The sequence below is a fragment of the Burkholderia orbicola genome, from assembly GCF_900100915.1.
Classification (GTDB): Bacteria; Pseudomonadota; Gammaproteobacteria; order Burkholderiales; family Burkholderiaceae; genus Burkholderia; species Burkholderia orbicola.
On the sequence record NZ_FNKW01000002.1, the window covers coordinates 850182 to 872872 of the forward strand.

The 22691-nt window shown below is 65.0% G+C and carries 18 protein-coding genes, 1 tRNA gene and 2 pseudogenes; 7 read left to right on the forward strand and 14 right to left on the reverse strand.

The window, feature by feature from the left end; all coding sequences use genetic code 11:
* Window positions 1–59 precede the first annotated feature (59 nt).
* The gene (locus BLS50_RS20690) at window positions 60–413 is read left to right on the forward strand and encodes a winged helix-turn-helix transcriptional regulator (protein ID WP_074803808.1); all 354 of its coding nucleotides are present in this window, start codon (window positions 60–62) and stop codon (window positions 411–413) included.
* Between the two features lie 41 nt (window positions 414–454).
* On the opposite strand, the gene BLS50_RS20695 is transcribed toward BLS50_RS20690, so the two are convergent.
* The gene (locus BLS50_RS20695) at window positions 455–1795 is read right to left on the reverse strand and encodes an APC family permease (protein ID WP_069230912.1); all 1341 of its coding nucleotides are present in this window, start codon (window positions 1793–1795) and stop codon (window positions 455–457) included.
* Window positions 1796–1926: 131 nt separating this feature from the next.
* Window positions 1927–2772 carry a carbon-nitrogen hydrolase family protein gene (locus BLS50_RS20700; protein ID WP_069230911.1) on the reverse strand — a complete coding sequence of 282 codons (846 nt, stop codon included), beginning with the start codon at window positions 2770–2772 and terminating at the stop codon, window positions 1927–1929.
* 174 nt (window positions 2773–2946) lie between these two features.
* On the opposite strand from BLS50_RS20700, the gene BLS50_RS20705 reads away from it, so the two are divergent.
* Window positions 2947–3765, forward strand: a complete 819-nt coding sequence (locus BLS50_RS20705) for a response regulator transcription factor (RefSeq protein ID WP_069230910.1) — start codon at window positions 2947–2949, stop codon at window positions 3763–3765.
* A 194-nt stretch (window positions 3766–3959) separates the two neighbouring features.
* Here BLS50_RS20705 and BLS50_RS36385 read toward each other — a convergent pair whose 3' ends face one another.
* The 4 genes and pseudogenes from BLS50_RS36385 to BLS50_RS20725 all read right to left on the reverse strand — a co-directional run bounded on the left by BLS50_RS36385 (window position 3960) and on the right by BLS50_RS20725 (window position 6352).
* The gene (locus BLS50_RS36385) at window positions 3960–4139 is read right to left on the reverse strand and encodes a hypothetical protein (RefSeq protein WP_069230909.1); all 180 of its coding nucleotides are present in this window, start codon (window positions 4137–4139) and stop codon (window positions 3960–3962) included.
* Window positions 4138–4284: pseudogene (locus tag BLS50_RS20715) on the reverse strand (LacI family DNA-binding transcriptional regulator); the annotation flags it as partial. The gene BLS50_RS36385 and the pseudogene BLS50_RS20715, both read right to left, overlap by 2 nt.
* A 45-nt stretch (window positions 4285–4329) precedes the next feature.
* Complete coding sequence (locus BLS50_RS20720) at window positions 4330–5376, reverse strand: AraC family transcriptional regulator (protein ID WP_074803812.1); 1047 nt, start codon at window positions 5374–5376, stop codon at window positions 4330–4332.
* Window positions 5377–5443: 67 nt separating this feature from the next.
* Complete coding sequence (locus BLS50_RS20725; protein ID WP_074803814.1) at window positions 5444–6352, reverse strand: LysR family transcriptional regulator; 909 nt, start codon at window positions 6350–6352, stop codon at window positions 5444–5446.
* Between the two features lie 113 nt (window positions 6353–6465).
* Here BLS50_RS20725 and BLS50_RS20730 point away from each other — a divergent pair, with 113 nt between their 5' ends.
* From BLS50_RS20730 to BLS50_RS20740, 3 genes are read left to right on the forward strand one after another with little or no spacing between them, the layout of a single operon-like run.
* Entirely contained in the window at window positions 6466–7815 is a 1350-nt protein-coding gene (locus BLS50_RS20730) for an MFS transporter (protein WP_074803816.1), read from the forward strand.
* Window positions 7812–8852, forward strand: coding sequence for a hypothetical protein (locus BLS50_RS20735; protein WP_080486902.1), 1041 nt, complete (start codon window positions 7812–7814; stop codon window positions 8850–8852). The genes BLS50_RS20730 and BLS50_RS20735 overlap by 4 nt, the downstream gene beginning before the upstream one ends.
* Before the next feature lie 24 nt (window positions 8853–8876).
* Entirely contained in the window at window positions 8877–10532 is a 1656-nt protein-coding gene (locus BLS50_RS20740) for a tannase/feruloyl esterase family alpha/beta hydrolase (protein WP_074803820.1), read from the forward strand.
* Between the two features lie 18 nt (window positions 10533–10550).
* Here BLS50_RS20740 and BLS50_RS36565 read toward each other — a convergent pair.
* Window positions 10551–10781 (reverse strand): annotated as a pseudogene (locus tag BLS50_RS36565) (AraC family transcriptional regulator); the annotation flags it as partial.
* 58 nt (window positions 10782–10839) lie between these two features.
* Here BLS50_RS36565 and BLS50_RS20750 point away from each other — a divergent pair.
* Window positions 10840–11895 (forward strand): SDR family oxidoreductase, encoded by a 1056-nt coding sequence (locus BLS50_RS20750; RefSeq protein ID WP_074803824.1) that lies wholly within the window; start codon window positions 10840–10842, stop codon window positions 11893–11895.
* 132 nt (window positions 11896–12027) lie between these two features.
* Here BLS50_RS20750 and BLS50_RS20755 read toward each other — a convergent pair.
* The 7 genes from BLS50_RS20755 to fdnG form a co-directional block, all read right to left on the reverse strand.
* Window positions 12028–12123 (reverse strand) — tRNA-Sec (locus BLS50_RS20755).
* Between the two features lie 32 nt (window positions 12124–12155).
* A complete protein-coding gene (gene selB, locus BLS50_RS20760) occupies window positions 12156–14081 on the reverse strand; it encodes a selenocysteine-specific translation elongation factor (RefSeq protein WP_074803826.1) in 1926 nt (641 codons plus the stop codon).
* Window positions 14078–15517: an L-seryl-tRNA(Sec) selenium transferase gene (selA, locus tag BLS50_RS20765; protein ID WP_074803828.1), complete on the reverse strand. Its 1440-nt coding sequence runs from the start codon at window positions 15515–15517 to the stop codon at window positions 14078–14080. The genes selB and selA overlap by 4 nt, the downstream gene beginning before the upstream one ends.
* Window positions 15518–15591: 74 nt before the next feature.
* Entirely contained in the window at window positions 15592–16527 is a 936-nt protein-coding gene (gene fdhE / locus BLS50_RS20770) for a formate dehydrogenase accessory protein FdhE (protein ID WP_012338470.1), read from the reverse strand.
* A 107-nt stretch (window positions 16528–16634) separates the two neighbouring features.
* The gene (locus BLS50_RS20775; RefSeq protein WP_027805740.1) at window positions 16635–17261 is read right to left on the reverse strand and encodes a formate dehydrogenase subunit gamma; all 627 of its coding nucleotides are present in this window, start codon (window positions 17259–17261) and stop codon (window positions 16635–16637) included.
* On the reverse strand, window positions 17258–18172 hold the full coding sequence (gene fdxH / locus BLS50_RS20780; protein ID WP_006479309.1) for a formate dehydrogenase subunit beta: 915 nt from the start codon (window positions 18170–18172) through the stop codon (window positions 17258–17260). Before fdxH ends, BLS50_RS20775 begins: the two co-directional genes overlap by 4 nt.
* Before the next feature lie 10 nt (window positions 18173–18182).
* Window positions 18183–21254, reverse strand: coding sequence for a formate dehydrogenase-N subunit alpha (gene fdnG, locus BLS50_RS20785; protein ID WP_080486903.1), 3072 nt, complete (start codon window positions 21252–21254; stop codon window positions 18183–18185).
* 142 nt (window positions 21255–21396) lie between these two features.
* Between fdnG and BLS50_RS20790 the strand changes: the two genes are divergently transcribed.
* Window positions 21397–22341, forward strand: a complete 945-nt coding sequence (locus BLS50_RS20790; protein ID WP_023474495.1) for a YihY/virulence factor BrkB family protein — start codon at window positions 21397–21399, stop codon at window positions 22339–22341.
* The last annotated feature ends 350 nt before the right edge of the window (window positions 22342–22691 follow it).

Below are 22691 nucleotides of genomic sequence, written 5' to 3' on the forward strand. Positions count from 1 at the left end.
CATTCTCGTCATAGACTAACCATTCCACAAGAACGCACTAAAAAGTAAGTGACTGAGCCATGGGAAAGGAATACACGCCGGCGACGGCTGCGCTGGGGGTAGAACAGGCGATTCAGCTGCTCGAAGGGCGCTGGAAATTGATCATCCTGTTCCATCTCTTCGACGGAAAAGTGCAGCGATATTCGGATTTCGAACGATTGATTCCAGGCATTTCCCAGAAGATGCTCGCGCAGCAACTGAGGCAGCTGGAAGCCGACGGAATCGTTTCGCGAAAGCTTTATCCGCAGGTGCCGCCAAAGGTGGAGTACCGACTCACTGATTGGGGGCAGGCGTTGTGCCCCGCACTGGACGCCATGCTGAAATGGGCCGAGCAACGCGCGTGCTTCTCGTCATCGCCCGAGTCGGCAGAATGACCGGGCCTGTCGGCTGATGCGCTGCGCGCTGCCCGCGCCGTTCAAATCGCCACTTCCGGCGGGGCCTGGCGAAACAGCCGCGTGATCCAGCACAGATACACGAGCCCGAGCGCGAACCACACGACGCCGAGCACGAGCGCCGTCTTCTCGAGGCTCACGAGCAGCCAGATATCGGACACCGCACCGATCGCGGGAAAGACGAGCCCGCCGAACACGCCGATCCGGCGTTCGCCGTGATTGCCGGAAAGGTACAGGCGAATCACACACAGATTGACGGCGGTAAAGGCAAGGAACGCGCCGAAGTTGATGAACGACGTCGACGTGGCGACATCCAGCTTCAGCGCGATCAACCCGACGACGCCAGCCAGCGCGATGTTGATCGCGGGCGTCTTGAAGCGCGGATGAATGAACCCGAAGATGCGCTTCGGCAGGATTTCATCGCGGCCCATCGCATAGAGCAGCCGCCCGACGCTTGCCTGCGCGGAGATGCCCGACGCGAACTGCGCGAGGATCAGGCCCGCGAGGAACACGGTGACGAACAGGTCGCCGCCGATCATCTTCGCCACTTCGAACGCAGCCGAATCCGTATCCTTGAAGTCGACGCCCGGGTGCGCGAGCTGCATCGTATACGCCGCGATCACGAAGATCGCGCCGCCGATCAATGCAATCAGCAGGATCGCGCGCGGCATGTTCTTTTTCGGATCGATCGTTTCCTCGGTCAGTGTCGAGACGGCATCGAAGCCGAGATACGAATACGCGGCGATCGCGGCGCCGGCCATCGTCGCGCCGAACGGCACGTGCGGCTTGAAGAACGGCTCCGCCATCGCGATGCCGCCCGGGCTCGCCGCCGCCGACGCATAGTGCCAGCACAGCACGACGAACATCGCGACGATCGCCAGTTGCACGACCATCAGTACGATGTTGAAGCGCGCGGCCAGTTCGATGCCGACGATGTTCAACCCGCTCGTCAGCACGATGAACGCGACGATCCAGATCCAGGTCGGCACATGCGGAAAAGCCGCGTTCAGATACGCCGCACCGATCAGCCAGATCACCATCGGCAGGAAGAAATAATCGAGCAGCGTTGCCCAGCCGATCATGAAGCCCAGGTGCGGGTTGAACGTCCTGCGCGTGTACGTATAGGCGGAGCCCGCGGCCGGATAGAGCCGCGCGAGCTTGCCGTAGCTGAGCGCGGTGAATGCGATGGCGACCAGCGCGAGCAGATAGGCGAGCGCGGCCGTATCGTCGCTGGCCTTCGCGAGCACGCCGTAGGTACCGTAGACGATCAGCGGTGCCATATAGGCGAGGCCGAACAGCAGCACGGACGGCAGGCCGAGCGTGCGCTTCAGGCGTGCCGGTTCATGGGATGACGACGCTTGCATGTGATCTCCTGGGCCCTTCTGGGGCGATGCGAATGCCTGTGTGTCGGGCGGCCGGCATGTCAATGGGACGACCGGGGCATGTGCGGGGGCTCGCGCCCTGCTCCATGCATTGGATGGACCGCGCTTCGGGACTACCCGGCGCGGTGACGGCACGCGTCGATCGTGAGCACGCGCCCGCCGTCAGCTTGTTCGACAGGCGAGAGACCGAGCGCCACGCGTGCGTCGTGCAGATAGCTGTAATGCTCGCGACTCGCTTCGAGGCGCGTCAGATCGAGGTTCGCCGGTGCGACGGCTTCGTCCCGGCCGAGTTCGATCGTGCTGTCGCCAAACGGATCGACCAGCGTGGACAGGCCCGCGAACGTCAGGTCATCGTCGCCGGCCCCGCAGCGATTCACCATCACCGCGAACATCTGGTTCTCCATCGCACGTGCGGCGATCGCACGGCGATGCACGGGCCCGAACGGGTCCATGTTGCCGTTGGTGACGATCAGCAGATCGGCGTCGAGCGCACCGACCGCGCGCGCCGTCTCGGGGAATTCGATGTCGTAGCAGATCAGCAGGCCTACCGTCAGGCCGTTCCAGACGCAGGTCGCGAAGCGGTCGCCGGGCGTGAATACGCCGACATCCGACGCCCACAGATGGGTCTTGCGATAGCGCAGGACGATGTCGCCGCGCTCGTCGACGAGTACCGTGGTGTTGTAGAACCGTCCTCCATCGCGCTCCGCGAGGCCCACCGCAACGGCCACGCCCGTGCGACGCGCCGCGTCGCGTACCGCCAGCAGCCGGGGGCCGTCGAGCGTCTCGGCGACCTCGGCGACGTTCTCCCGCGTCGGGAAACCCGACAGCGTCGTTTCGGGGAACACGATCAGTTTCGTGCCGCCGGCCACGTCGACGCGTTCGATCGTGTCGATCACCTTGCGCGTGTTGTGTGCGACATCCCCGTCGACGAGCGACAGTTGCGCGAGTTCTACCTGCATGAAGCCTCTCCTTCCAATCGCCTTTCATTGGCATGTCGTATGCGTTGCACGTGGATGCGACGCGCGTCGAGCGAAGCGGTGCATAGCCCGCCGCCCGTCGAATTGAGGCCGATTATCGGGTTATTATTTTTGACCTGAAATTCCCCGCCAGGGTTACCCTCACCGGAGCACACGATGGACCTCGAATGGCGAGATCTCGCCTTTCATCGGGAGATTGGCTCGGCCATCGACGCCCTCGATGGCCCGCATTTCTGGGCGCGGCTCACGCGCGTGCTGGAGCGGCATCTCGACTTCGACAACTGGGTCGCGCTGCGCTTCGCGCGCGATGCGGCGCCGCTCGTGCTCGCCGAACAGGCGATGCCGGACGGCAAGATCGACCTGATGTTCCAGGACTACCTGGCCGCGCTCTACCAGCTCGATCCGTTCTATCTCGCCGCGTTCGAAACGCAGGCGTCGGGCTTCTACACGCTCGCCGACGTCGCACCGGACAATTTCCGGATGACCGAGTACTACCAGCGGTACTTCAAGAAGAACATCGTCGGCGACGAAGTGCATTTCAACGTCGTGATCGATCGCGATCACACGCTGGGTTTCTCGCTCGGCAAGACGAGCAAGTACGACGAGCGCGAGATGGCATTGCTGACGCTTTACACGCCGTGGGTGCTGTCGTTGATGCAGCAGCGCCTGCGCTTCGAGACGTTCGTCGTGAACGAAACGCCGCGCGGGAGGGAACATGAAGCGCCCGATCCGCACACGCGCTTCGGCATGCTGACCGGAAAGCACGGGCGCGGCGCGTTGACGACGCGTGAAATCGAAGTGGCGATGCTGTCGTTGAGCGGCTTCTCCACGCGGGCGATCGGCGAGAAGCTGTCGATCTCGTTCGAAACCGTGCGCGCGCACAAGAAGCACATCTACGCAAAGCTCGGTGTCGGGTCGCAGTCGGAACTCTTTGCGCTGTTCTACGATCCCGCGAGAGCCGGTGAATCCGCGTGATGCGAGCGGCGGCGTCGCGGCTCGGACACCTGCCTCGAACGACAGCATGTACGGTTCATGCAGCGTCCGATCGTCGACGTTTTCCGAGATGGTCATCCGGTTCGTTTCCTGCTCGTTCGCGACGAGATGCTTCGCCATCGCGATCATCCCGTGCGACTGAACCGCCTGAATTTCAGCGACGCCCAGCGTGCCGGTCAGATGCGCAGCGTGGGGATGTGGTATTTCGGCAGCCCGGGAATGTGACGTGCACCGAAGCATTGCGGGAGCTCGGCGATCACGCCGGGGCCGCCCACCAGTTGCTCCTCCTTGTCGGGCAATGCCATTGCCGCCACGAGCAAGGCGGCGCGCTGCTCAGGCTTCAACGACGTATCCACCCAGTTTCTCGATGGTCTGCTTCAGGCGGAACTCAACTTCCGGTGAGAAGCGCTTGGTCCCGTTGACATATTTCGATACGGTCGCGACAGACACCTCGGCTGCCATTGCCACGTCCCGGATCGTCGCGTTCGCGCCTTTTTTCATATGTGTGGAATGTCTTGTATGGGAACGCCGAGTCGCTCGAGCATTTCACCGAGGTTCCAACGGAAACGGCTGCGGAGTCGCACCGGTAGCCTCCACGGCCGCGCGAATGCCGCCGCGCCCGCTGCCCGCGCCTTCAGCAGCAGTCCGTACGACATGGCGATATGCGGTCGGTGAATGCCCGGACATACGCTTGAACGCGTGACTGAATGCGCTTTCGGACGAGTAACCGAGCGACTGCGCAAGCAGGGCCACCGGGATGTCCTCGTCGCGCAAACGGCGCTCCGCAAGACGCATGCGCCACTCTCCCAGATAGGTCAGCGGCGCGACACCGGCGCTCGCCCTGAAGTGAGAAGCGAACGTGGTCCGTGACATCGCACACGCGGCGGCAAGCTCATCCAGATGCCATGAACGCGCGGGGTCGCCGTGCATCAACCGCAGTGCGGGTGCGATACGCGGGTTGCCGAACGCGCGCAGCCATCCCGTCAAGGAGGCGGACGTTTTCAAATGGGCGCGCAATATCTGAATGAAGAGCAGCTGTGAAAGCTGGGCCGATACGAGTTGCGCGCCGGGAAGATCGGCCGCACGCTCTTCCACGAGTTGCTCGAGAAGCCAGCGGACCTTCACTGCCTGCGGCGATGCGGCCGGTACGTGAATCCATGGCGGCAGAACGTCCGACAGCAAGCTGCCGGTGACCGGATCGAGCAATACGTGCCCGCCGATCTGCGCGAATTCATCGCCGTTGCCGAGTTTCACCGTCGACCTTCCGGCGCCCGAGAACAACGCCATCGCGTCGACGGGTGGCACGCAAGGATCACTTGCGAGGACGAAGGCGCGTTTCGCCGTCAACAATCCGACGTCACCGCTTCCAAAGCGGATAGGCGTTTCTTCTCCGTCGATGGAGACCCAGCACGTGCCCTTCACCACCGCAAAGAACTTGATCTTGTCGGGTGCCGGAAATCGCACGGCCCAGGCGCCGCCGGCGGACAAGCCTCCCGTCGCCAGCGATTCGGCGTTCGTGAGTCTCAGGATGTCGGAGAAGGGGTCGTCACTCATCATCGTACTGTCGCGCAAGTAAATCGCACTATAGAGCATTAACAAGCCGCGGGCCGGGCCTTGATCGTCCGGTGAGCAATCCGTCAGGCGCTTGCCCTTCTCTGGCTCATTCGCGATATGGATGATGCTGGACAAACATCAACAACGCTTCACGGAAGTGCGACGCGGCAGGGTTTTGCAAATCATGCCGGGTGACGAGATGCAACGGTGCTCGAAACGCATGATCGCCGGCCACACGGCAGTAGCGCACGCTTTCCTGATGATAACGTTGCATCGACGCGGGCACGAGCGATACGCCTCCGCCCGCCGCCACGAGATTGATTGCCGTCACCATGCGCGGCACCTCTTCCACCACGCGCGGCTCGAAGCCCTTGGCCTGACACGCCCGAATGAAGTCCGCGTACATGCCGGGCGCACCGGGCCGACGCACGAAGATAAACGACTCGTTCGCCAGCTGTTTGAGCGACACGGAACGACCGCCGATCAGCCGGTGCCCCACCGGCAGCACCAGCAACATGCGTTCTTCGGCGAGCAGCTCGAAGCGTAAATCAGCTGACGTTTCGACCGGTTTGCGGAGAATGGCTGCATCCGCGCGACCGTTCAACATCATTTCGATGATTTCCGCCGCATTCACCTCGCTCATCTCTATCGAAATCCCGGGGTACATGTCCCGAAAATTGCGAATGGCGGTAGGCGTAAGCGGGTGAAACGCAGCCGAACTCGTGAGCGCAACGCGCACCGTGCCGATCCGGCCTTGCGCCACTCCGCGCGCATGGACGACGGCGTTGTTCAATTCGAGCAGTACCGTACGCGCGCGTGCGGCGAATATCTCGCCGGGCGCCGTCAACACGACGCCGCGGGGCTGCCGCACGAAAAGCGCGAAGCCCAGCTCATGTTCGAGTTCCTGAATCTGCTGCGACAACGGCGGCTGCTGGATATGCAGTCGCGCGGCGGCCCGAGTGAACTGGCCTTCGTCGGCGACGGCGAGGAAATAGCGCAGCTGTCTGAGTTCCATCGTTTGTCTGGTATATGCGTTGGATATGGCAACCGTGTCCCATATGTATTTTACATTCAGGACATCGACACGTACGCTTGTCTCAAAAGCTGGAAGAGAATCAAAGGAGACACATGCAATCCATCTTGCAAGCGGACGTGCCCGCGTCGGCCGCCACGGCGCTCAGCCGTTCGCAAACTCGCCGCGCGGTGCTCGCGTCGGTCATCGGCAATGGCCTCGAGTGGTTCGACTTTCTCATCTACGGCTACTTCGCGAAAATCATCGCGCAGGTGTTTTTTCCTGTCGGCAACGGATTTGTGTCCATCACGCTGACGCTGGCGACGTTTGCCGTCGGCTTCGTGGTCAGGCCGCTGGGTGGCATCGTGATAGGCGCATGCGCGGATCGCTACGGGCGACGCAAAACGTTGTCGCTGCTGATTCTGCTGATGGCAGCCAGCACGCTGATGATGGGCCTGACGCCCAGCTACGCGGCGATCGGCATGGCCGCGCCGCTCGTCGTGATCCTCGCACGTATTCTGCAAGGGCTCTCCGTGGGCGGCGAGTTCGCGACGGCGGCCGCGATGCTGACGGAATACGCGCCGCCCGGACGCAAAATGTTCTTCGGCAGTTTCCAGATGACGTCACAGGCCGTCGCGCTGCTACTGTCGTCGCTATGTTCGTTCTTGCTGACCACCCATCTGTCGCACCAGTCGCTCGTGGCGTGGGGTTGGCGCGTGCCGTTTCTGCTCGGCGCGCTGGTCGGGCCAGTGGGCTTCTACATCCGGCACAAGGTCGGCGAGTCGCCGGAATTCGTACAGTTGCGAGAACGGCTCGGACATGCGCCACGCCAGTCGCTGCGGACATTCATTCGCGAGCGTGGCGATGCGGCGCTATGCGCGATGGGCGTCATCATCGTTGGAGCGGCAACCAATTATCTGTGGCATTCCTATATGCCGCTCTATGTCGAGCACCAATTGCATCTGCCGCTCAAGAATGCGCTGTTCGGCACGGCGATTTCCGGATTGATCGGCATCGTCGGCTATCCGTTGGCAGGGATGCTCGCCGACCGCCTCGGCGCATATCGGCTGTTCTTTCCGGTGACGATCGTCTGGGTATGTGCTGCCTATCCGCTTTTCGCATGGGTGCTCGCAGCGCCTTCGCCCGAGCGCGTCTTCAGCGCGCAGATCATCGCGACGGTCGTGCTCAGCGTCATGTCGGGCGCACACCCCGGCATGCTGACGCAGTTGTTTCCGACGGCCATGCGTTCGACGGGCGTGGCGCTGTCGTACAACGTGGCCGTCACGCTGTTTGGCGGGCTCGCACCGCTCACCGTCTCGACCTTGATCGACGTCACCGGCTCGCGCATCGTGCCGGCGTGGTATCTGGTGTTCGCCGGCATCGTCTCGTTGCTGCTGGTCGGGTTCACGGCATCCGGGCGACGCTTGCGCCGCGAGCCGGACCTGTGGCCGGGTGACACGGCGTGAGCGTCGCGATGTGCCTTCCCCGGAACCATGAAGTGCGCCCGCGTAACGAAGTACCCGTCAAAGTCGTCGCTAGTGAGCGGTTGACCGTTTCGACGCCGCGCGGCGAAGCGAAAGTGCCGCTGTTCACCGGCGGCAGCACCGCGCCGGCCACCGCGACGCAGGTCGTCGTGATGCTGCACGGCCGATTGCGCGACGCCGACGCATACCTTCGATCGACGCAGCGCGCGCTCGACTCGTCCACGGCCGCTTCGAACAGCGTGATGCTCGCCGTGCCGCAATTTCTCGCGACGGCCGACGTCGCGTATCACCCGTTGGCGGACGACTGTCTGCATTGGGAGTGGACCTCGTGGATGGGCGGACTCGACGCAATCGGTCCAGCACCGCTCAGCTCATTCGATGTGCTGGATGCGCTCATCGAACATTACGTTCGAGGCATGCAGGGTGGCCGCTACCCGAGGCTGCGCGAGATTGTGATCGCAGGGCATTCCGGTGGGGCGCAGGTCGCGCATCGGCACGCGATACTCAGCAACGCGACGGGATGTTGTCTCGCACGCGGTGTGAAGGTACGTTACGTCATTGCGAATCCTTCGTCCTATGTGTACTTCGACGCTTGGCGTCCGCATGGCGAAGGCATCGATCAAACCGCATGTGCCGGATTCAATGAATGGAAATACGGCACGTCACGACTTCCCCGCTATGCGGACGGACTCGACGCGCAATCGCTCGAACGTCGTTACGTCGATCACGACGTCACCTATCTGCTCGGTACGCACGACGACGATCCGGCGCACCCGGCTCTCGACCGCTCATGCGAGGCGATGATGCAAGGCCCGCACCGCCTCGCTCGCGGCCGCGCGTACTTCGCCTATCTGCGTGCCCGGCATCCGGAATTGCGGCATGAGCTGCATGAAGTTCAACGCGCGGGGCACAGCGGCGACGCGATGTTCGTATCGCAGGCCGGCGTGTGCGCGTTGTTCGGCCCCTCCGTTCGGCTCGCCGGATCTCGCGTCGAGCAGGAAGGCGGGGCTCTCGAATAGCAATCCATTCATCTGGAGACGACGATGGACAACAGACCGTTGTGGTGGGCGCTCGCCCTTAGCCTTTGCATCGGCGCGTGCGGCGGCAACGAGTCGGGCGGCGGCGCTTCGGCAAGCTCGCCGCCACCACCCTCGGCCGCGACGCAATGCGCGGCATTGAACGGGCTGGCGATTCCGGCCTCTTCCATTGCAGAGCCGACCGGCGGTGCGACGGTCACGAGCGCGACGCTGGTGGAAGCCGCCGGGGAATATTGCCAGGTGAATGGTGTCATCGCTCCCGTCGATCCCGCGGCGCCGTCGATCCGGTTTCAGGTCAATCTGCCGACCAACTGGAACCGCAAGGCGCTGCATTACGGCGGCGGCGGCTTCGACGGTACGCTGATTACCGGCGTCGACGCACTCGACATGGCGCCAACGGGCACGCCGACGCCGCTTGCCAACGGCTACGCGACGTTCGGCGACGATTCCGGGCATCAGAGTTCCAGCATCACGGACGGCAAGTTCGCCATGAATGACGAATCGCTTGCGAACTACGGCGGCCTGAGTCTGAAGAAGACGCACGACGTCGCGATGACGCTCATCGGAAAGCGCTACGCGAGCGCGCCCGGCAAAACCTATTTCTTCGGCAGTTCGACAGGTGGTCGGGACGGGTTGAGCGAAGCGCAACGCTGGCCCGCGGACTATGACGGTATCGTCGTGAATCGCCCGGCGCTCAACTATACCGGGCTGCGTTTGAGCAACGTCGTGCTGGGCCGCGCACTCTACTTGAACAACGGCGCAGGCTGGCTCGATGTCGCCAAGACGGTGCTGCTGCAAAATGCCGTCATGAACGCGTGCGATGCGCTCGACGGCGTCGCCGACGGCATCGTGTCCAACGTGGCGGCGTGCAGCGCGCAATCGGCGACGGTGCTGGCGTCCGTGCGCTGTCCGAACGGCGTGGATTCGGGCGACACCTGTCTGTCGGATGCGCAGATCGCGACCGTTCAGACCATCGCCGCGCCGTTGCAATTGCCGTATCCAGTTGCGAACGGCGTGACGCGATACGCTGGCTACAACATCCTCGCGGGTTCGGTGTTCGCGGGGCCCTACACGACGCGTGATCTCGGCGAATCGAAAGTACCCGCCAGTCCTGCAGGAAAGAAAGATGCGAACCAGTGGGTGACAGGCGATCAATGGGTCAAGTACTTCGTCACGCGGGTACCCACATTCGATTCGTTGATGTTCGATCCGGTCAATCCCGGTACGTATGCATCGCGCGTCCAGGCGCTATCGGCACTCACCGATGCAACCAGCACCGACCTGAGCGCCTATGTCGCGAAAGGCGGCAAGCTCATCATGACGCACGGCCTTGCCGACGAAATCGTGAGCACCGACTCGAGCACCGACTATTACACCGGTCTGGTGCAGCGTTTCGGACAAGGAACGGTCGACGGCTTCGCGCGGTTTTATCTGATGCCGGGGGTCGGCCATGGCACCGGACCGTTTCATCCCGCCATCGATTCACTCTCCGCACTCGATGAATGGGTAGAAAGTGGCAAGGCGCCTGAAACACTGACGATGAGCGACCTTAACGCCGCTACGCTCGGGAGGACGCGCCCGTTGTGCCGCTATCCACTGTGGCCAAAATATATCGGTGGAGATGTAAACGCAGCGGCGAGCTTCCAGTGCACCCGCTCGTAGCGCGCGGCGGTTTTTCTCGTCGTCGCCGTTGCCCGATTTCACCGTCGACTTTCCGGCGCCCGAGCGCAACGCCATCGCGTCGATGGGCGCAACGCAAGGATCGCTTGCGAGGACGAACGACCGTTTTGCCGTCGGTATCCAACGTCCTCGCTTCCAAAGCAATCGGGCATTCGTGAGTCTCAGGATGTCGGAGCAGGAGCCGTCACTCATCATCGTACTGTCGCGCAAGTAAATCGCACTATGGAGCATTAACAAGCCCCGGGCCGGGTCTTAACCTTCCGGTTCTTCGTCCGGGACAATCAACGACATGAACGGCAACACCAACGACGTATCGGTTCTCGTAACAGGCGGCACCGGCTTCATTGCACAACACTGCATCCTGGCGCTGCTGAATCGAGGCTATCAGGTAAGAACCACCGTACGCTCGCTCGCACGCGAGACGCAGGTGCGCGCACAGCTCGAAAGAGGCGGCGCGGAACCCGGAGGCCGTCTGTCATTCGTCGAGGCGGATCTCCTCGCCGACGACGGCTGGCAACAGGCCACTGCCGGCTGCACCTACGTCGTGCATGGCGCGTCGCCCACGCCCACCGGCACGCAGACGAGCGAAGACGACTGGGTCAAGCCCGCCGTGGCAGGCACGCTGCGCGTGCTGCGTGCGGCGCGGGACGCCGGCGTCAAGCGCGTCGTGCTGACCTCCGCTTTCGGTGCGATCTGCGCCGGACACGGGCCGATGCGCCGCCCCTTCGACGAGACCGACTGGAGCAACCTGACGGCCGCCGATGTCTGGCCTTATCAGAAGTCGAAGACCTTGTCGGAGCGCGCGGCCTGGGATTTCGTCGCACGAGAAGGACGCGGCATGCAACTGTCCGCGATCAATCCGGTGACGGTTCTCGGCCCCGTGCTCGGCGACGACTATTCGCATTCCATCCGCCTGATCAGGGGCATGCTGGACGGCCAGCCCGGCAATCCGCGAATCAATTCCGGCTTCGTCGACGTGCGCGATGTCGCCGACCTGCACGTGCGAGCCATGACCCACGAAGCCGCGAACGGCGAGCGCTTCATTGCCATTGCAGGCGAAAGCATGTGGCTCGCCGAAGTCGCGCAAGTGCTCAAGGCGCGCATGGGGGACGCCGCGCGCCATGTGTCGACCCGGGTGCTGCCCGACTGGCTGGTACGCATCGGCGCGCTCAGGGATCCCGCGCTGCGCGGATCGCTGCCGCTGCTCGGCCGCAATCTGAACGCCACCAGCCAGAAGGCCAGCAGCTTGCTCGGCTGGTCGCCCCGCCCGCGCGAGGACGCCATTGTCGCCACGGCCGAAAGCCTCGTGCGCCTCGGGCTACTGCGCGATGCCGGCCGGCGATAGCATGCGCGCCACCTGCCTCCGCCGAGATCTTGTTTCGGCCTGACGATACGACGGGCAATAGAATGCGCTGCCGGGCCTGTCAGCAACCTGCGGGGCGTTTACTGAAGGTCGGAATGCCGAGGAAGCCGGAAATGGCGGAAGGCAGCCAGAGTCGAACTGACCCGGGAGTGTCTGACACCCCCAACCGGGTTTGAAGCCCGGCCGTACCACCGGATACGAATGCCTTCCGCGGGAAAAAGAAACCGAAGAACAACGAGCGCCTACGCCTGAATACCCGCCCAACCGCTGTCAGGCCGCAGGTAGTGAAGATCGCGGTGGAAGCGAGTATACCCAACCCGATCGAAGAACTCGAGAATCTGGATCGCGCGCTTGCGACCGAGCCCCGTCGCGTCGCGGAACGTCGCGGCATCGAGCCCGCCGCCGCGCGACGGCGCGAGATGCGCGACCAGCTCCGCCAGTTCGCGCGCGATGTCCGCGTGATAGAACAGGTCGCGCACGACCTGGTGCACGTCGCCGCGCCGCGCGAGCTTGCGCAGCAGCGTGCGCACCGCATCCTCGGCCGCACCCGTGTCGCGCGCCAGGTCGCGCACCCACGGCGGATCGAAGCGCCCCGCGTGGATCAGCGGCAGCAGTTGCCGCGCCAGCGCGTCCTCGCGCGGCTCGAGGCTCACCGAATGCGACGGCAGATGCAGCCACGGCCCGCTGCGCGCGACTTCGCCGCCCGTCACCAGCGCATCGACGAGCGCGCGCCACAGCGTATCGCCGACGAGCGGTGCAGCCATCCGTCGCAGGCGTGCGGCGTCGAGCCCCTGCTCGTCGGGCATGCGTTCGTGGTACGCGCGCAGCGTGTCGACCGCCCGCGTCTGCAAGGCCCGCCAGTGCGCATGCGAAATCACCGCGCCTTCGTTCGCCGCGGCATCGCGTTGGCCGATCGCCAGCGCATCGTCCGGCAACGCCAGCGCATCGGGCGCAAACCCCGTCAGATGCGTGAGCGTCGCGCGCGCCATGCCGAGCGGCGCCTGCGCGAGCAGCGCATCGAGGCGCCCTTCGTCGAGCCACGCCGCGAGCGCATCGAGCCACGCGCGGCGCGCCGGCGTACGGCGCTTGCGGGCCGGCCCGAACGGATCGAGCACCCGGCCGCCGCCGACGGTGCGCGTCGCCTGCGGATTGCGGACGATGAAGCGGTCGCCCGGCAGCGCGAACACCGGCTCGTCGAATACCAGTTGCACGCGCATCCGCTGGCCGGCGGCGAGCGCGTCGCCGTCCAGCAGCGCGACGTGGGCCACGCGATGCAGCGTGCCGAGATGCACATGCAGCGGCGCCCAGTGCGTCAGCGTCAGCCCGGCGTCCGCGAGCAACGTCAGCTCGACGTCCAGGCGCGGCGACGTCGCGACGAGCCGCGCATCGGCGACGGTGTCGCCTCGCTCGATGTCTGCCTTGTCGACGCCGGCCAGGTTCAGCGCGCAACGCTCGCCCGCGCGGCCGGCCTCGACCGGCCGGTTCTGCGCATGGATGCTGCGCACGCGAGCCGCGCCGCCCGTGCGCACGATCGCGAGCGTGTCGCCGGTCGCGACGCGGCCCGCGAACGCGGTACCCGTCACGACGGTGCCCTGCCCGGCGAGCGTAAACACGCGATCGACCGCGAGCCGGAACAACCCGTCGTCGCGACGCGTGCGCCACGCGATCGCCGCGTCGGCCAGGTGCTGCTTCAACGCGGCGACGCCGGAGTCGTCGGCCGCCGTTGCACGCGTTTCGAAGATCAGCACGCCGGCCAGCGTCGAGTCGTGCAGCCAGACGGCGATCTCGTCGCGGACCTCGGCAACGCGCGCGGCATCGACGCGGTCGCATTTCGTCAGCGCGACGGCGCCATGCGTGACGCCGAGCAGTTGCAGGATCGCGAGATGCTCGCGGGTCTGCGGCATCACGCCGTCGTCGGCGGCGATCACGAGCAGTGCGAAGTCGATGCCGCACGCGCCGGCGGCCATCGTATGAATCAGCTTCTCGTGGCCCGGCACGTCGATCAGGCCCAGCACGTCGCCGTTGCCGAGCGGCGTATACGCGTAGCCGAGTTCGATCGAAATGCCGCGCGCCTTCTCTTCCTTCAGGCGATCGGTGTCGACGCCCGTCAGCGCACGCACGAGCGTGGTCTTGCCGTGGTCGATGTGCCCCGCGGTCCCGACGATCATGCAGCGGGCCCCGCGAGCGGCACGCATTGCGCGACGAACGCCGCTTCGTCGGCCGCTTCGAGGCAGCGCAGGTCGAGCCGCAGCGCGTTGTCGGCCACGCGGCCGATCACCGGGCGCGGCCATTCGCGCAACCGTTTCTCGAGCTGTGCGAGCGCGCGGCCGCTGCGCTTGCCGTCCGCCGAGCGCACCACGAGCCCGGCGCTCGGCAACTGGTCGACCGGCAGCGCGCCGCTGCCGATCTGGCTGAACATCGGTTCGACCGTCACGTCGAAACCGCTGCCGAACGCAGCCTGCAACGCAGGACGCACCCGTTCGGCCGCTTCGGCGATCTCGCGCTGCGGGCGCGTCAGCAGGCGCAGCGTCGTGAGCCGCTCGCGCAGGAATTCGGGCGACTGGTACAGGCGCAGCACCGGTTCGAGCGCCGCGAGCGTCAACTTGCCGACGCGCAGCGCGCGCTTGAGCGGATGCTTCTTGATCTTCGCGATGAGTGCACGATCGCCGACGATCAAGCCGGCCTGCGGGCCGCCGAGCAGCTTGTCGCCGCTGAACGTGACAACGTTTGCGCCGGCCGCGACGGTTTCCTGCACGGTCGTCTCGTGCGGCAGCCCCCATTGCGACAGGTCGGCCAGCGTGCCGCTGCCGAGATCGACGGCCACCGGCACGCCGTGCTCGCGCGCGAGCGGCGCGAGTTCGGCGAGCGTCGCCTCCTTCGTGAAGCCGCTGATCGCGTAGTTGCTGCAGTGCACCTTCATCAGCAGCGCCGTGCGCGGGCCGATCGCGTCCGCGTAGTCGCGCAGATGCGTGCGGTTGGTCGTGCCGACCTCGCGCAGCTTCGCGCCGGCGCGGCTCATGATGTCGGGAATGCGGAATGCCCCGCCGATCTCGACCAGCTCGCCGCGCGACACGACGACTTCCCGCTTCGTCGCGAGCGCCGACAGCGTCAGCAGCACGGCCGCCGCATTGTTGTTGACGACGGTCGCGGCTTCCGCGCCCGTCAGTTCGCACAGCAGAGCGTCGATCAGGTCGTCGCGATCGCCGCGGCGGCCGGTAGCGAGATCGAACTCAAGGTTGACGGGCCGCGTGAGCACGTCGACCACCGCGCGCACCGCGTCGTCGGGCAACAGCGCGCGTCCGAGATTCGTGTGCAGCACGGTGCCGCTCAGATTGAACACGGTGCGCACGGCGCCCGCATTCTGCGCGGCCAGGGTACGCGCGACGGCGGCGGCAATGCACGGCTCGTCGAGCGGCTCGGCCGCCGCGGGATCGCGTTGAGCGGCCGTGCGCCAGCGTTCCAGTTCGGCGCGCACGGCGTTGAGCACGCGCGTGCGGCCATAGTCGGCGACGAGCGGCTGCAGCGGCGCCGACGACAGCACGCGCTCGACCGACGGCACCCGCGCCAGCACGGCATTCAGTTCATTCACACCCGGTTCGGTCACGTCGTTGTGGCTCCAGTCTCATGCTTCGCAGTCGGCCGGGGACGGCGCTCGCGCACCGCCCCGGCCCCGTGCCGTCAGTCCGCTTCCCGCGACACGTCCGGCCACAGCAGCGGGTTCGGCGAACTGCGCTGGTAGCCGGCCTCGTTCATCAGCAGGTCGAGCGTGAGACTTGCGAGATCGTCCGCCAGCGGCTCGAACTCGTAGTCCTTCTCCTGATAGCCGATCTTGCGATAGGTCTTGCACTCGTCGCACGATTCGGCCTTGACGGCTTCGCTGCCGCCTTCGATCCCGTGATACGCGATGCCCTTCGTCGAATCGCAGTGCGAACACTTGGTGCGCACCATGTGCCACTCGGTCGTGCACAGGCCGCACTGCAGGAAACGGTAGCCCTGGTACTGGCCGCCGACCCGCACGACGCTCGCGACCGGATGCGTGCCGCACACCGGGCACAGCCCCGGCTGGTCGAGATACGGGACATCGGTGGGCGTCACCCGGCTCGCGAGGTCCGTCCATACGACCTGCAGCGCAGCCATCAGGAACGGCGCGGTGGCCGGATCGACCTCGGCGAAGCGCAGCGCGAGGATCGCATCGGCCTGCGCGTCGAGCTCGGCGGGCGCCATCAGGCGCAACCGGTCGAGCAGCTTCGCGAGCTGCGGGTTGACGAGCCCGGCGCTTTCGACGCGGTCGAGCAGTTCATACAGCACGGCGCGCCAGCGCGCATCGCGTTCGCCGTCGAGCGCCGGCACGAGCGGCATCGAATGCTCCTGCGCGCGTGCGATCGCTTCCTTCGACGGCAGCGGCAGCTCCAGCGCCTGCAGCGTCGCGTGCTGCGCGTCGGCGACGGTGGCCATCAGCCGCAGGTAGCCGCTGATCGGGTTCAGGTCGGCCAGCTTGCGCAGCCGCGCGGCCCGCGCCGCGAACGCGGTCGCGCGCTCCGGCAGGCGAAAGCGCGGAATGGCCGAATGATCGAGCGCCGAGATCTCGGTCGGCTCCAGAATGCGTTGTGTCACGAAAATATCTTCCAAAAAAACAAGCGCCGACGAATCGGCGCCTCGGGCGATTCCTGCGGTGGGCGGAGCAGCACGCCGCAATCGGCGTACCGCCCCGCTCCGCTGCGTCATTTCACGCTTTCACGGAACCACTTCGGGTGATGCTTGCGGGCCCAGCCCAGCGTGACGGTGCCGCGCACCATCGCACCGATCGAACCCTTCACCCACAACGCCGCGTAAATGTGCACGATGATGCTCGCGATCAGCACGAAGGCCGCCACGGCATGCACGACAGCGGCCGCGCGGATGACCCCGATCGGGAAGTAGAACGAGAAGTAGCGCCGCCAGATCACGATTCCCGACAGCAGGAGCAGCAGCAGGCACGCCACCAGCGTGAAGAATAGCAGCTTCTGTCCGGCGTTATAGCGCCCGACCGGCGGCAGCTTGTCTTCCTGGTTGGTCAGCACGTCGCCGATCTGCTTCAGCCATTGGCGATCGTCCGCGTCGAGCGCATTGTGGTGCCAGAAGCGCACCACGAGAATCGCGAACGACACGAACATCACGAGGCCGACGAACGGATGCAGGATCCGCGTCCACTGGCCGCCGCCGAACAGCGCGGTCAGCCAGAACATCGACGGATGGAACAGCGCGAGCCCGGACAACGCGAGCAGCACGAACGTGATCGCGGTGATCCAGTGGTTCGTGCGCTCGTTCGGCGTGTAGCGGACGATCAGGTTGGGGTCGTCGTGATTCATTTCGCGTCCTCCTTGATGCGTCGTGCCTCGTCGCGGGCAGCGGCTTCTTCCTCGTCGGTGACCTCGTTCGGACCGACCCGCGTGTAGTGGAAGAACCCGGCCAGCGCGGTCAGCGCGAGGCCCGCGACCGCGAGCGGTTTCGCGATGCCCTTCCACAGCTTCACCATCGGGCTGATCGACGGGTTGTCGGGCAACCCGTGGTACAGCGACGGTTTGTCCGCGTGGTGCAGCACGTACATCACGTGCGTGCCGCCGACGCCCTGCGGGTCGTACAGCCCCGCATGCTCGAAGCCGCGCTCCTTCAGGTCCTCGATCCGCTCGGCCGCGTGCTGCTTCATGTCCTCCTTGGTGCCGAACACGATCGCGCCCGTCGGGCAGGTCTTCACGCAGGCCGGTTCCTGGCCGACCGCGACGCGGTCGGAACAGAGCGTGCACTTGTACGCGCGATGATCCTTCTTCGAGATCCGCGGCACGTTGAACGGGCAACCGGTCACGCAGTAGCCGCAACCGATGCAGTTCTCCTCGTGGAAGTCGACGATCCCGTTGTTGTACTGCACGATCGCGCCCGGCGACGGGCACGCCTTCAGGCAGCCCGGATCCTCGCAGTGCATGCAGCCGTCCTTGCGGATCAGCCACTCGAGGTCGCCCGCCGGGTTCTCGTATTCGGAGAACCGCATGACCGTCCACGAATGCTCGCTCAGGTCGGCCGGGTTGTCGTACACGCCGACGTTGGTGCCGACTTCGTCGCGCAGGTCGTTCCACTCCATGCATGCCGTCTGGCATGCCTTGCAGCCGATGCACTTCGATACGTCGATCAGCTTCGCGACGCTCCCGGTCACCGGTTCGCGCACCGTGGGCGGTGGCGTCGTGGTGGCCGAGACCCGCTTGATATCCAGCGATTGCAATGCCATCTCTTCCCCCTTACGCCTTTTCGACCTTCACCAGGAACGACTTGAATTCCGGTGTATAGGAGTTGCCGTCACCCACGGACGGAGTCAGGGTATTGGCGAGATAGCCGGGCTTCGTCAGACCCTTGAAGCCCCAGTGCAACGGGACGCCGACCGTCTGGACCTTCTTGCCGTCGATCGTCAGCGGCTTGATCCGCTTCGTCACGAGGGCGACCGCGATGATGTAGCCGCGCTTGGACGACACCTTCACGCGCTCGCCATGCGCGACGCCGACTTCCTTCGCGAGGTCTTCGCCGATCTCGACGAATTGCTCGGGCTGGATGATCGCGTTCAGCCGCGCATGCTTGGTCCAGTAGTGGAAATGCTCGGTCAGCCGGTACGTGGTCGCCACGTGCGGGAAGTCCGCCACCTTGCCGAACGACGCACGGTCGTCCGGAAACACGCGGGCGGCCGGGTTGTTCAGCGCCAGCGGGTTGTTCGGATGCAGCGGGTTCGCGCCGAGCGGCGTCTCGAACGGCTCGTAGTGCTCGGGGAACGGACCTTCGTTCATCCCCGCGCGGGCGAAAAAGCGCGCGACGCCTTCCGGATTCATGATGAACGGCCCCATCCCGTTTTCGGGCGGTTCGTCCGCCTTGAAATCCGGCACGTCGGCGCCCTTCCACGCGCTGCCGTTCCAGCCGATCAGCTTGCGGGTCGGGTCGAACGGCTTGCCCGCGACGTCGCACGACGCGCGGTTGTACAGGATGCGCCGGTTCGCCGGCCACGCCCACGCCCAGTTCAGCGTCTGGCCGATGCCGGTCGGGTCGGAGTTGTCGCGCCGCCCCATCTGGTTGCCGGCCTGGGTCCATGCGCCGCAGAAGATCCAGCAGCCGCTCGCGGTCGTGCCGTCGTCCTTCAGTTGCGCGAACGCGGCGAGCTGCTCGCCCTTCTTCACGAGCGTCTTCGCCGGGTCCTTCGGATCGGGCAGATCGGCGAGCGCCTTCCCGTTGAACTCCATCGCCAGTTCCTCGGGCGTCGGACTCTCCGGGTTCGCGTAAGGCCAGGTCAGGTTCACGATCGGGTCCGGATACTTGCCGCCGTCCTTCTGGTACAGCTTGCGCATGCGCAGGAACAACCCCGACATGATCTCGAGGTCGCTCCTCGCTTCGCCCGGCGGCTCCGCGCCCTTCCAGTGCCACTGCAGCACGCGGCTCGAACTCACGAGCGAGCCGTTTTCCTCCGCGAAGCAGGTGGTCGGCAGACGGAACACCTCGGTCTGGATCTTCGATGCATCGACGTCGTTGTAGTCGCCGTGGTGCTTCCAGAACTCGGACGTCTCGGTCGCGAGCGGATCCATGATCACGAGCCATTTCAGCTTCGCGAGGCCCGCCGCCGTCTTCACCTTCGACGGCGCCGCCGCGAGCGGGTTGAAGCCCTGGCAGATGTAGCCGTTCATCTTGCCGGCATTCATCAGCTCGATCGCCTGCAACAGGTCGTACTGCTTGTCCAGCTTCGGCAGGTAGTCGTAGGCCCAGTTGTTCTCGGCGGTGGCCGCGTCGCCCCACCACGACTTCATGAAGCTGACGTGGAACGCCTTGTAGTTCTTCCAGTAACTGAGTTGGTTCGGCCGCAGCGGCTGCTGCACGCGCTTCTTGATGTACGCGTCGAAATCCTGCTCGGCCTGCATCGGCAGCGTCATGTAGCCCGGCAGCAGGTTCGACATCAGCCCGAGGTCGGTCAGCCCCTGGATGTTCGAGTGGCCGCGCAGCGCGTTCATCCCGCCGCCGGCGATGCCGATGTTGCCGAGCAGCAGCTGCACCATCGCGCCGGTGCGGATGATCTGCGCGCCGATCGAGTGGTGGGTCCAGCCGAGCGCGTACAGCACCGTGCCGGCGCGGCCGGGCACGGCCGTGGTCGCGAGCATCTCGCACACCTTCAGGAATTTCTCCTTCGGCGTGCCGCAGACCTGCTGGACCATGTCGGCCGTATAGCGCGCGTAGTGTTGCTTCAGCAGGTTGTATACACAACGCGGATGCTGCAGTGTCGGATCGACCTTCGCGAAACCGTCGTCGCCGCGCTCGTAGTCCCAGCTCGATTTGTCCGGGTACGCGTGCTTCTCGGCGTCGTAGCCGGAATAGATGCCGTCGTTGAACGCGAAATCCTCGCGCACGATGAACGAGAAGTCCGTGTAGTTCTTCACGTACTCATGCTGGATCTTGTCGTTCGTCAGCAGATAGTTGATGACGCCGCCCAGGAAGACGATGTCGGTGCCGGTGCGAATCGGCGCGTAGTAATCGGCCACCGAGGCCGTACGCGTGAAGCGCGGGTCGACGACGATCAGCCGCGCCTTGCGGTGCGCCTTCGCCTCCGTTACCCACTTGAAACCGCACGGATGGGCCTCGGCTGCATTGCCGCCCATCACGAGAATCACGTCCGCGTTCTTGATGTCGACCCAATGGTTCGTCATCGCTCCACGGCCAAACGTCGGGGCAAGACCTGCCACCGTCGGGCCATGTCAGACACGCGCCTGATTGTCGAATGCGAGCATCCCGAGACTGCGGATGGTCTTGTGCGTCAGGTAGCCGACCTCGTTACTGCCCGCCGACGCGGCCAGCATGCCGGTCGTGAGCCAGCGGTTGACCTTCGCACCGTCTTCGGCCGTCTCGACGAAGTTCGCGTCGCGGTCGGCCTTCATCAGCTTCGCGATGCGGTCGAGCGCGTCGTTCCACGAGATGGGTTCCCACTTGTCCGAGCCGGGCGCACGATACTCGGGGTGCGTCAGGCGGTTCGGGCTGTGGATGAAATCGATCAGGCTCGCACCCTTCGGGCACAGCGTGCCGCGATTGACCGGGTGGTCGGGATCGCCTTCGATATGGATGATGCTCGGCTGCGCATTCTTCGCGCCGTCTCCGAGGCTGTACATCAGGATGCCGCAACCCACTGAACAGTAAGGACAGGTGTTGCGCGTTTCGACGGTGCGCGCCAGTTTGTACTGTCGGACTTCGGCCAGCGCTTCGGATGGAGAAAAGCCCATCAGGGCAAGACTCGATCCGGCAAGCGACGTGGCCGTCACCTTCAGGAACTGGCGCCGGGACATTTGTAGCATGGCGGTCTCGGCGTTATTGTGGGGTGGGGTACGACTGAAAGGAATTATAGACAGTTCAGGCAACTATGATCGAATCCTCGGATCAATACCGATTTGTCCGATTAACTGAGATGATCCGCGTTCCGCGCGCAACCGAACCGTCATGAAACGACAGATCACTTCCGAAGCCACCCGCCTCGCCCAGCAGCAGGCCAACTGGGCCCTCACCGCGTTCAAGCGCTTCTCGTCCGACCGCTGCTCCGCGATGGCTGCGGGCATCGCGTTTTTCTCCGCGTTCTCGCTCGCGCCGACCCTCGTGATGGTGATCGCGGTGGCCGGCTGGTTCTACGGCGACGACGCCGCGCGCGGCCAGGTGTTCGAACAGGCGCACCAACTGATCGGCGACGACGCGGCGGCCTCGATCCAGACGATCGTGCAGAACGCGCACCGCGCCGGCGAGCGCGGCGGCCTCGCCACGCTGATCTCGTTCGCCGCGCTCGCGATCGGCGCGTCGGCCACGTTCGCGTCGCTCAGCGCCGCGCTCAGCGTGATCTGGCCGGCCACCGAAAGCCGCTGGTCGAGCATGCTCGGGCTGGTGCGGGTCCGGCTGATCTCGTTCGGGCTCGTGCTCGGCGTCGCGTTCCTGCTGATCGTGTCGCTCGTGCTCGACACCGCGATCACCTTCATCGGCACCTGGCTGCTGGGCGATTCGCCGTACGTGGTCGTCACGAACCTCGTGCAGTTCTTCGTCGGCATCGCGGTGCTCGCGGCCGCGTTCGCGTCGTTGATGAAATTCCTGCCGGATGCGCGCGTCGCGTGGCGCGACGCCGCGATCGGCGGCATCGTGTCCGCGATCCTGTTCTCCGGCGGCAAGAAGCTGTTCGCGCTGTATCTCGCGCATGCGGGCACCGCGAGTGCGTTCGGCGCGGCCGGATCGTTCGCGGTCCTGCTGATGTGGCTGTATTTCTCCGCGATCGTGCTGCTGCTCGGCGCGGAGTTCGCGGCGGCTCGCGGCAACGCGCATCGGCCGGCCGAGCATGCGGCGCCGGCCGCGCCCGCTCCAGCAGCTCGACCCGGTCAGGCCGACGATCGCCCGCGCGACGACTGATTGCGCCGCCCTGAAACGGGCCGCGCATCGATCTCGCGCGCCCAGGCACATCCTCCCGCACCCTCGCAACCCCGGTGTCCGCCGCGCATTCACGCGGCGTCGACGCTTTCTTTACACGTTGGCGCACGCACACCTGCAACCGCAAACGTTTGCACACCCTCTTTTCCTTGCTGCAACGGGCCGAAACAGGGGTTGTGCTGCCATGTACATCAACTATTGAAACAATCGCAGCGCAGCAATTGTCAACTATTTCATAAACAGGAACAGTCTCTGATGTGCTTGATATATATGGACTTTTTCCTGCTGTTACCTTTTCGAGACACTTTATTTTTTAAGCTTTCTTGCGTGTA

What these genes read in the sequence shown, in the direction of transcription:
- BLS50_RS20690 (WP_074803808.1), top strand. Translation starts at nt 60, where the DNA reads ATGGGAAAGGAATACACGCCGGCGACGGCTGCGCTGGGGGTAGAACAG.
- BLS50_RS20695 (WP_069230912.1), bottom strand. Translation starts at nt 1,795, where the DNA reads ATGCAAGCGTCGTCATCCCATGAACCGGCACGCCTGAAGCGCACGCTC.
- BLS50_RS20700 (WP_069230911.1), bottom strand. Translation starts at nt 2,772, where the DNA reads ATGCAGGTAGAACTCGCGCAACTGTCGCTCGTCGACGGGGATGTCGCA.
- BLS50_RS20705 (WP_069230910.1), top strand. Translation starts at nt 2,947, where the DNA reads ATGGACCTCGAATGGCGAGATCTCGCCTTTCATCGGGAGATTGGCTCG.
- BLS50_RS20720 (WP_074803812.1), bottom strand. Translation starts at nt 5,376, where the DNA reads ATGCTCTATAGTGCGATTTACTTGCGCGACAGTACGATGATGAGTGAC.
- BLS50_RS20725 (WP_074803814.1), bottom strand. Translation starts at nt 6,352, where the DNA reads ATGGAACTCAGACAGCTGCGCTATTTCCTCGCCGTCGCCGACGAAGGC.
- BLS50_RS20730 (WP_074803816.1), top strand. Translation starts at nt 6,466, where the DNA reads ATGCAATCCATCTTGCAAGCGGACGTGCCCGCGTCGGCCGCCACGGCG.
- BLS50_RS20740 (WP_074803820.1), top strand. Translation starts at nt 8,877, where the DNA reads ATGGACAACAGACCGTTGTGGTGGGCGCTCGCCCTTAGCCTTTGCATC.
- BLS50_RS20750 (WP_074803824.1), top strand. Translation starts at nt 10,840, where the DNA reads ATGAACGGCAACACCAACGACGTATCGGTTCTCGTAACAGGCGGCACC.
- selB (WP_074803826.1), bottom strand. Translation starts at nt 14,081, where the DNA reads ATGATCGTCGGGACCGCGGGGCACATCGACCACGGCAAGACCACGCTC.
- BLS50_RS20775 (WP_027805740.1), bottom strand. Translation starts at nt 17,261, where the DNA reads ATGAATCACGACGACCCCAACCTGATCGTCCGCTACACGCCGAACGAG.
- fdxH (WP_006479309.1), bottom strand. Translation starts at nt 18,172, where the DNA reads ATGGCATTGCAATCGCTGGATATCAAGCGGGTCTCGGCCACCACGACG.
- BLS50_RS20790 (WP_023474495.1), top strand. Translation starts at nt 21,397, where the DNA reads ATGAAACGACAGATCACTTCCGAAGCCACCCGCCTCGCCCAGCAGCAG.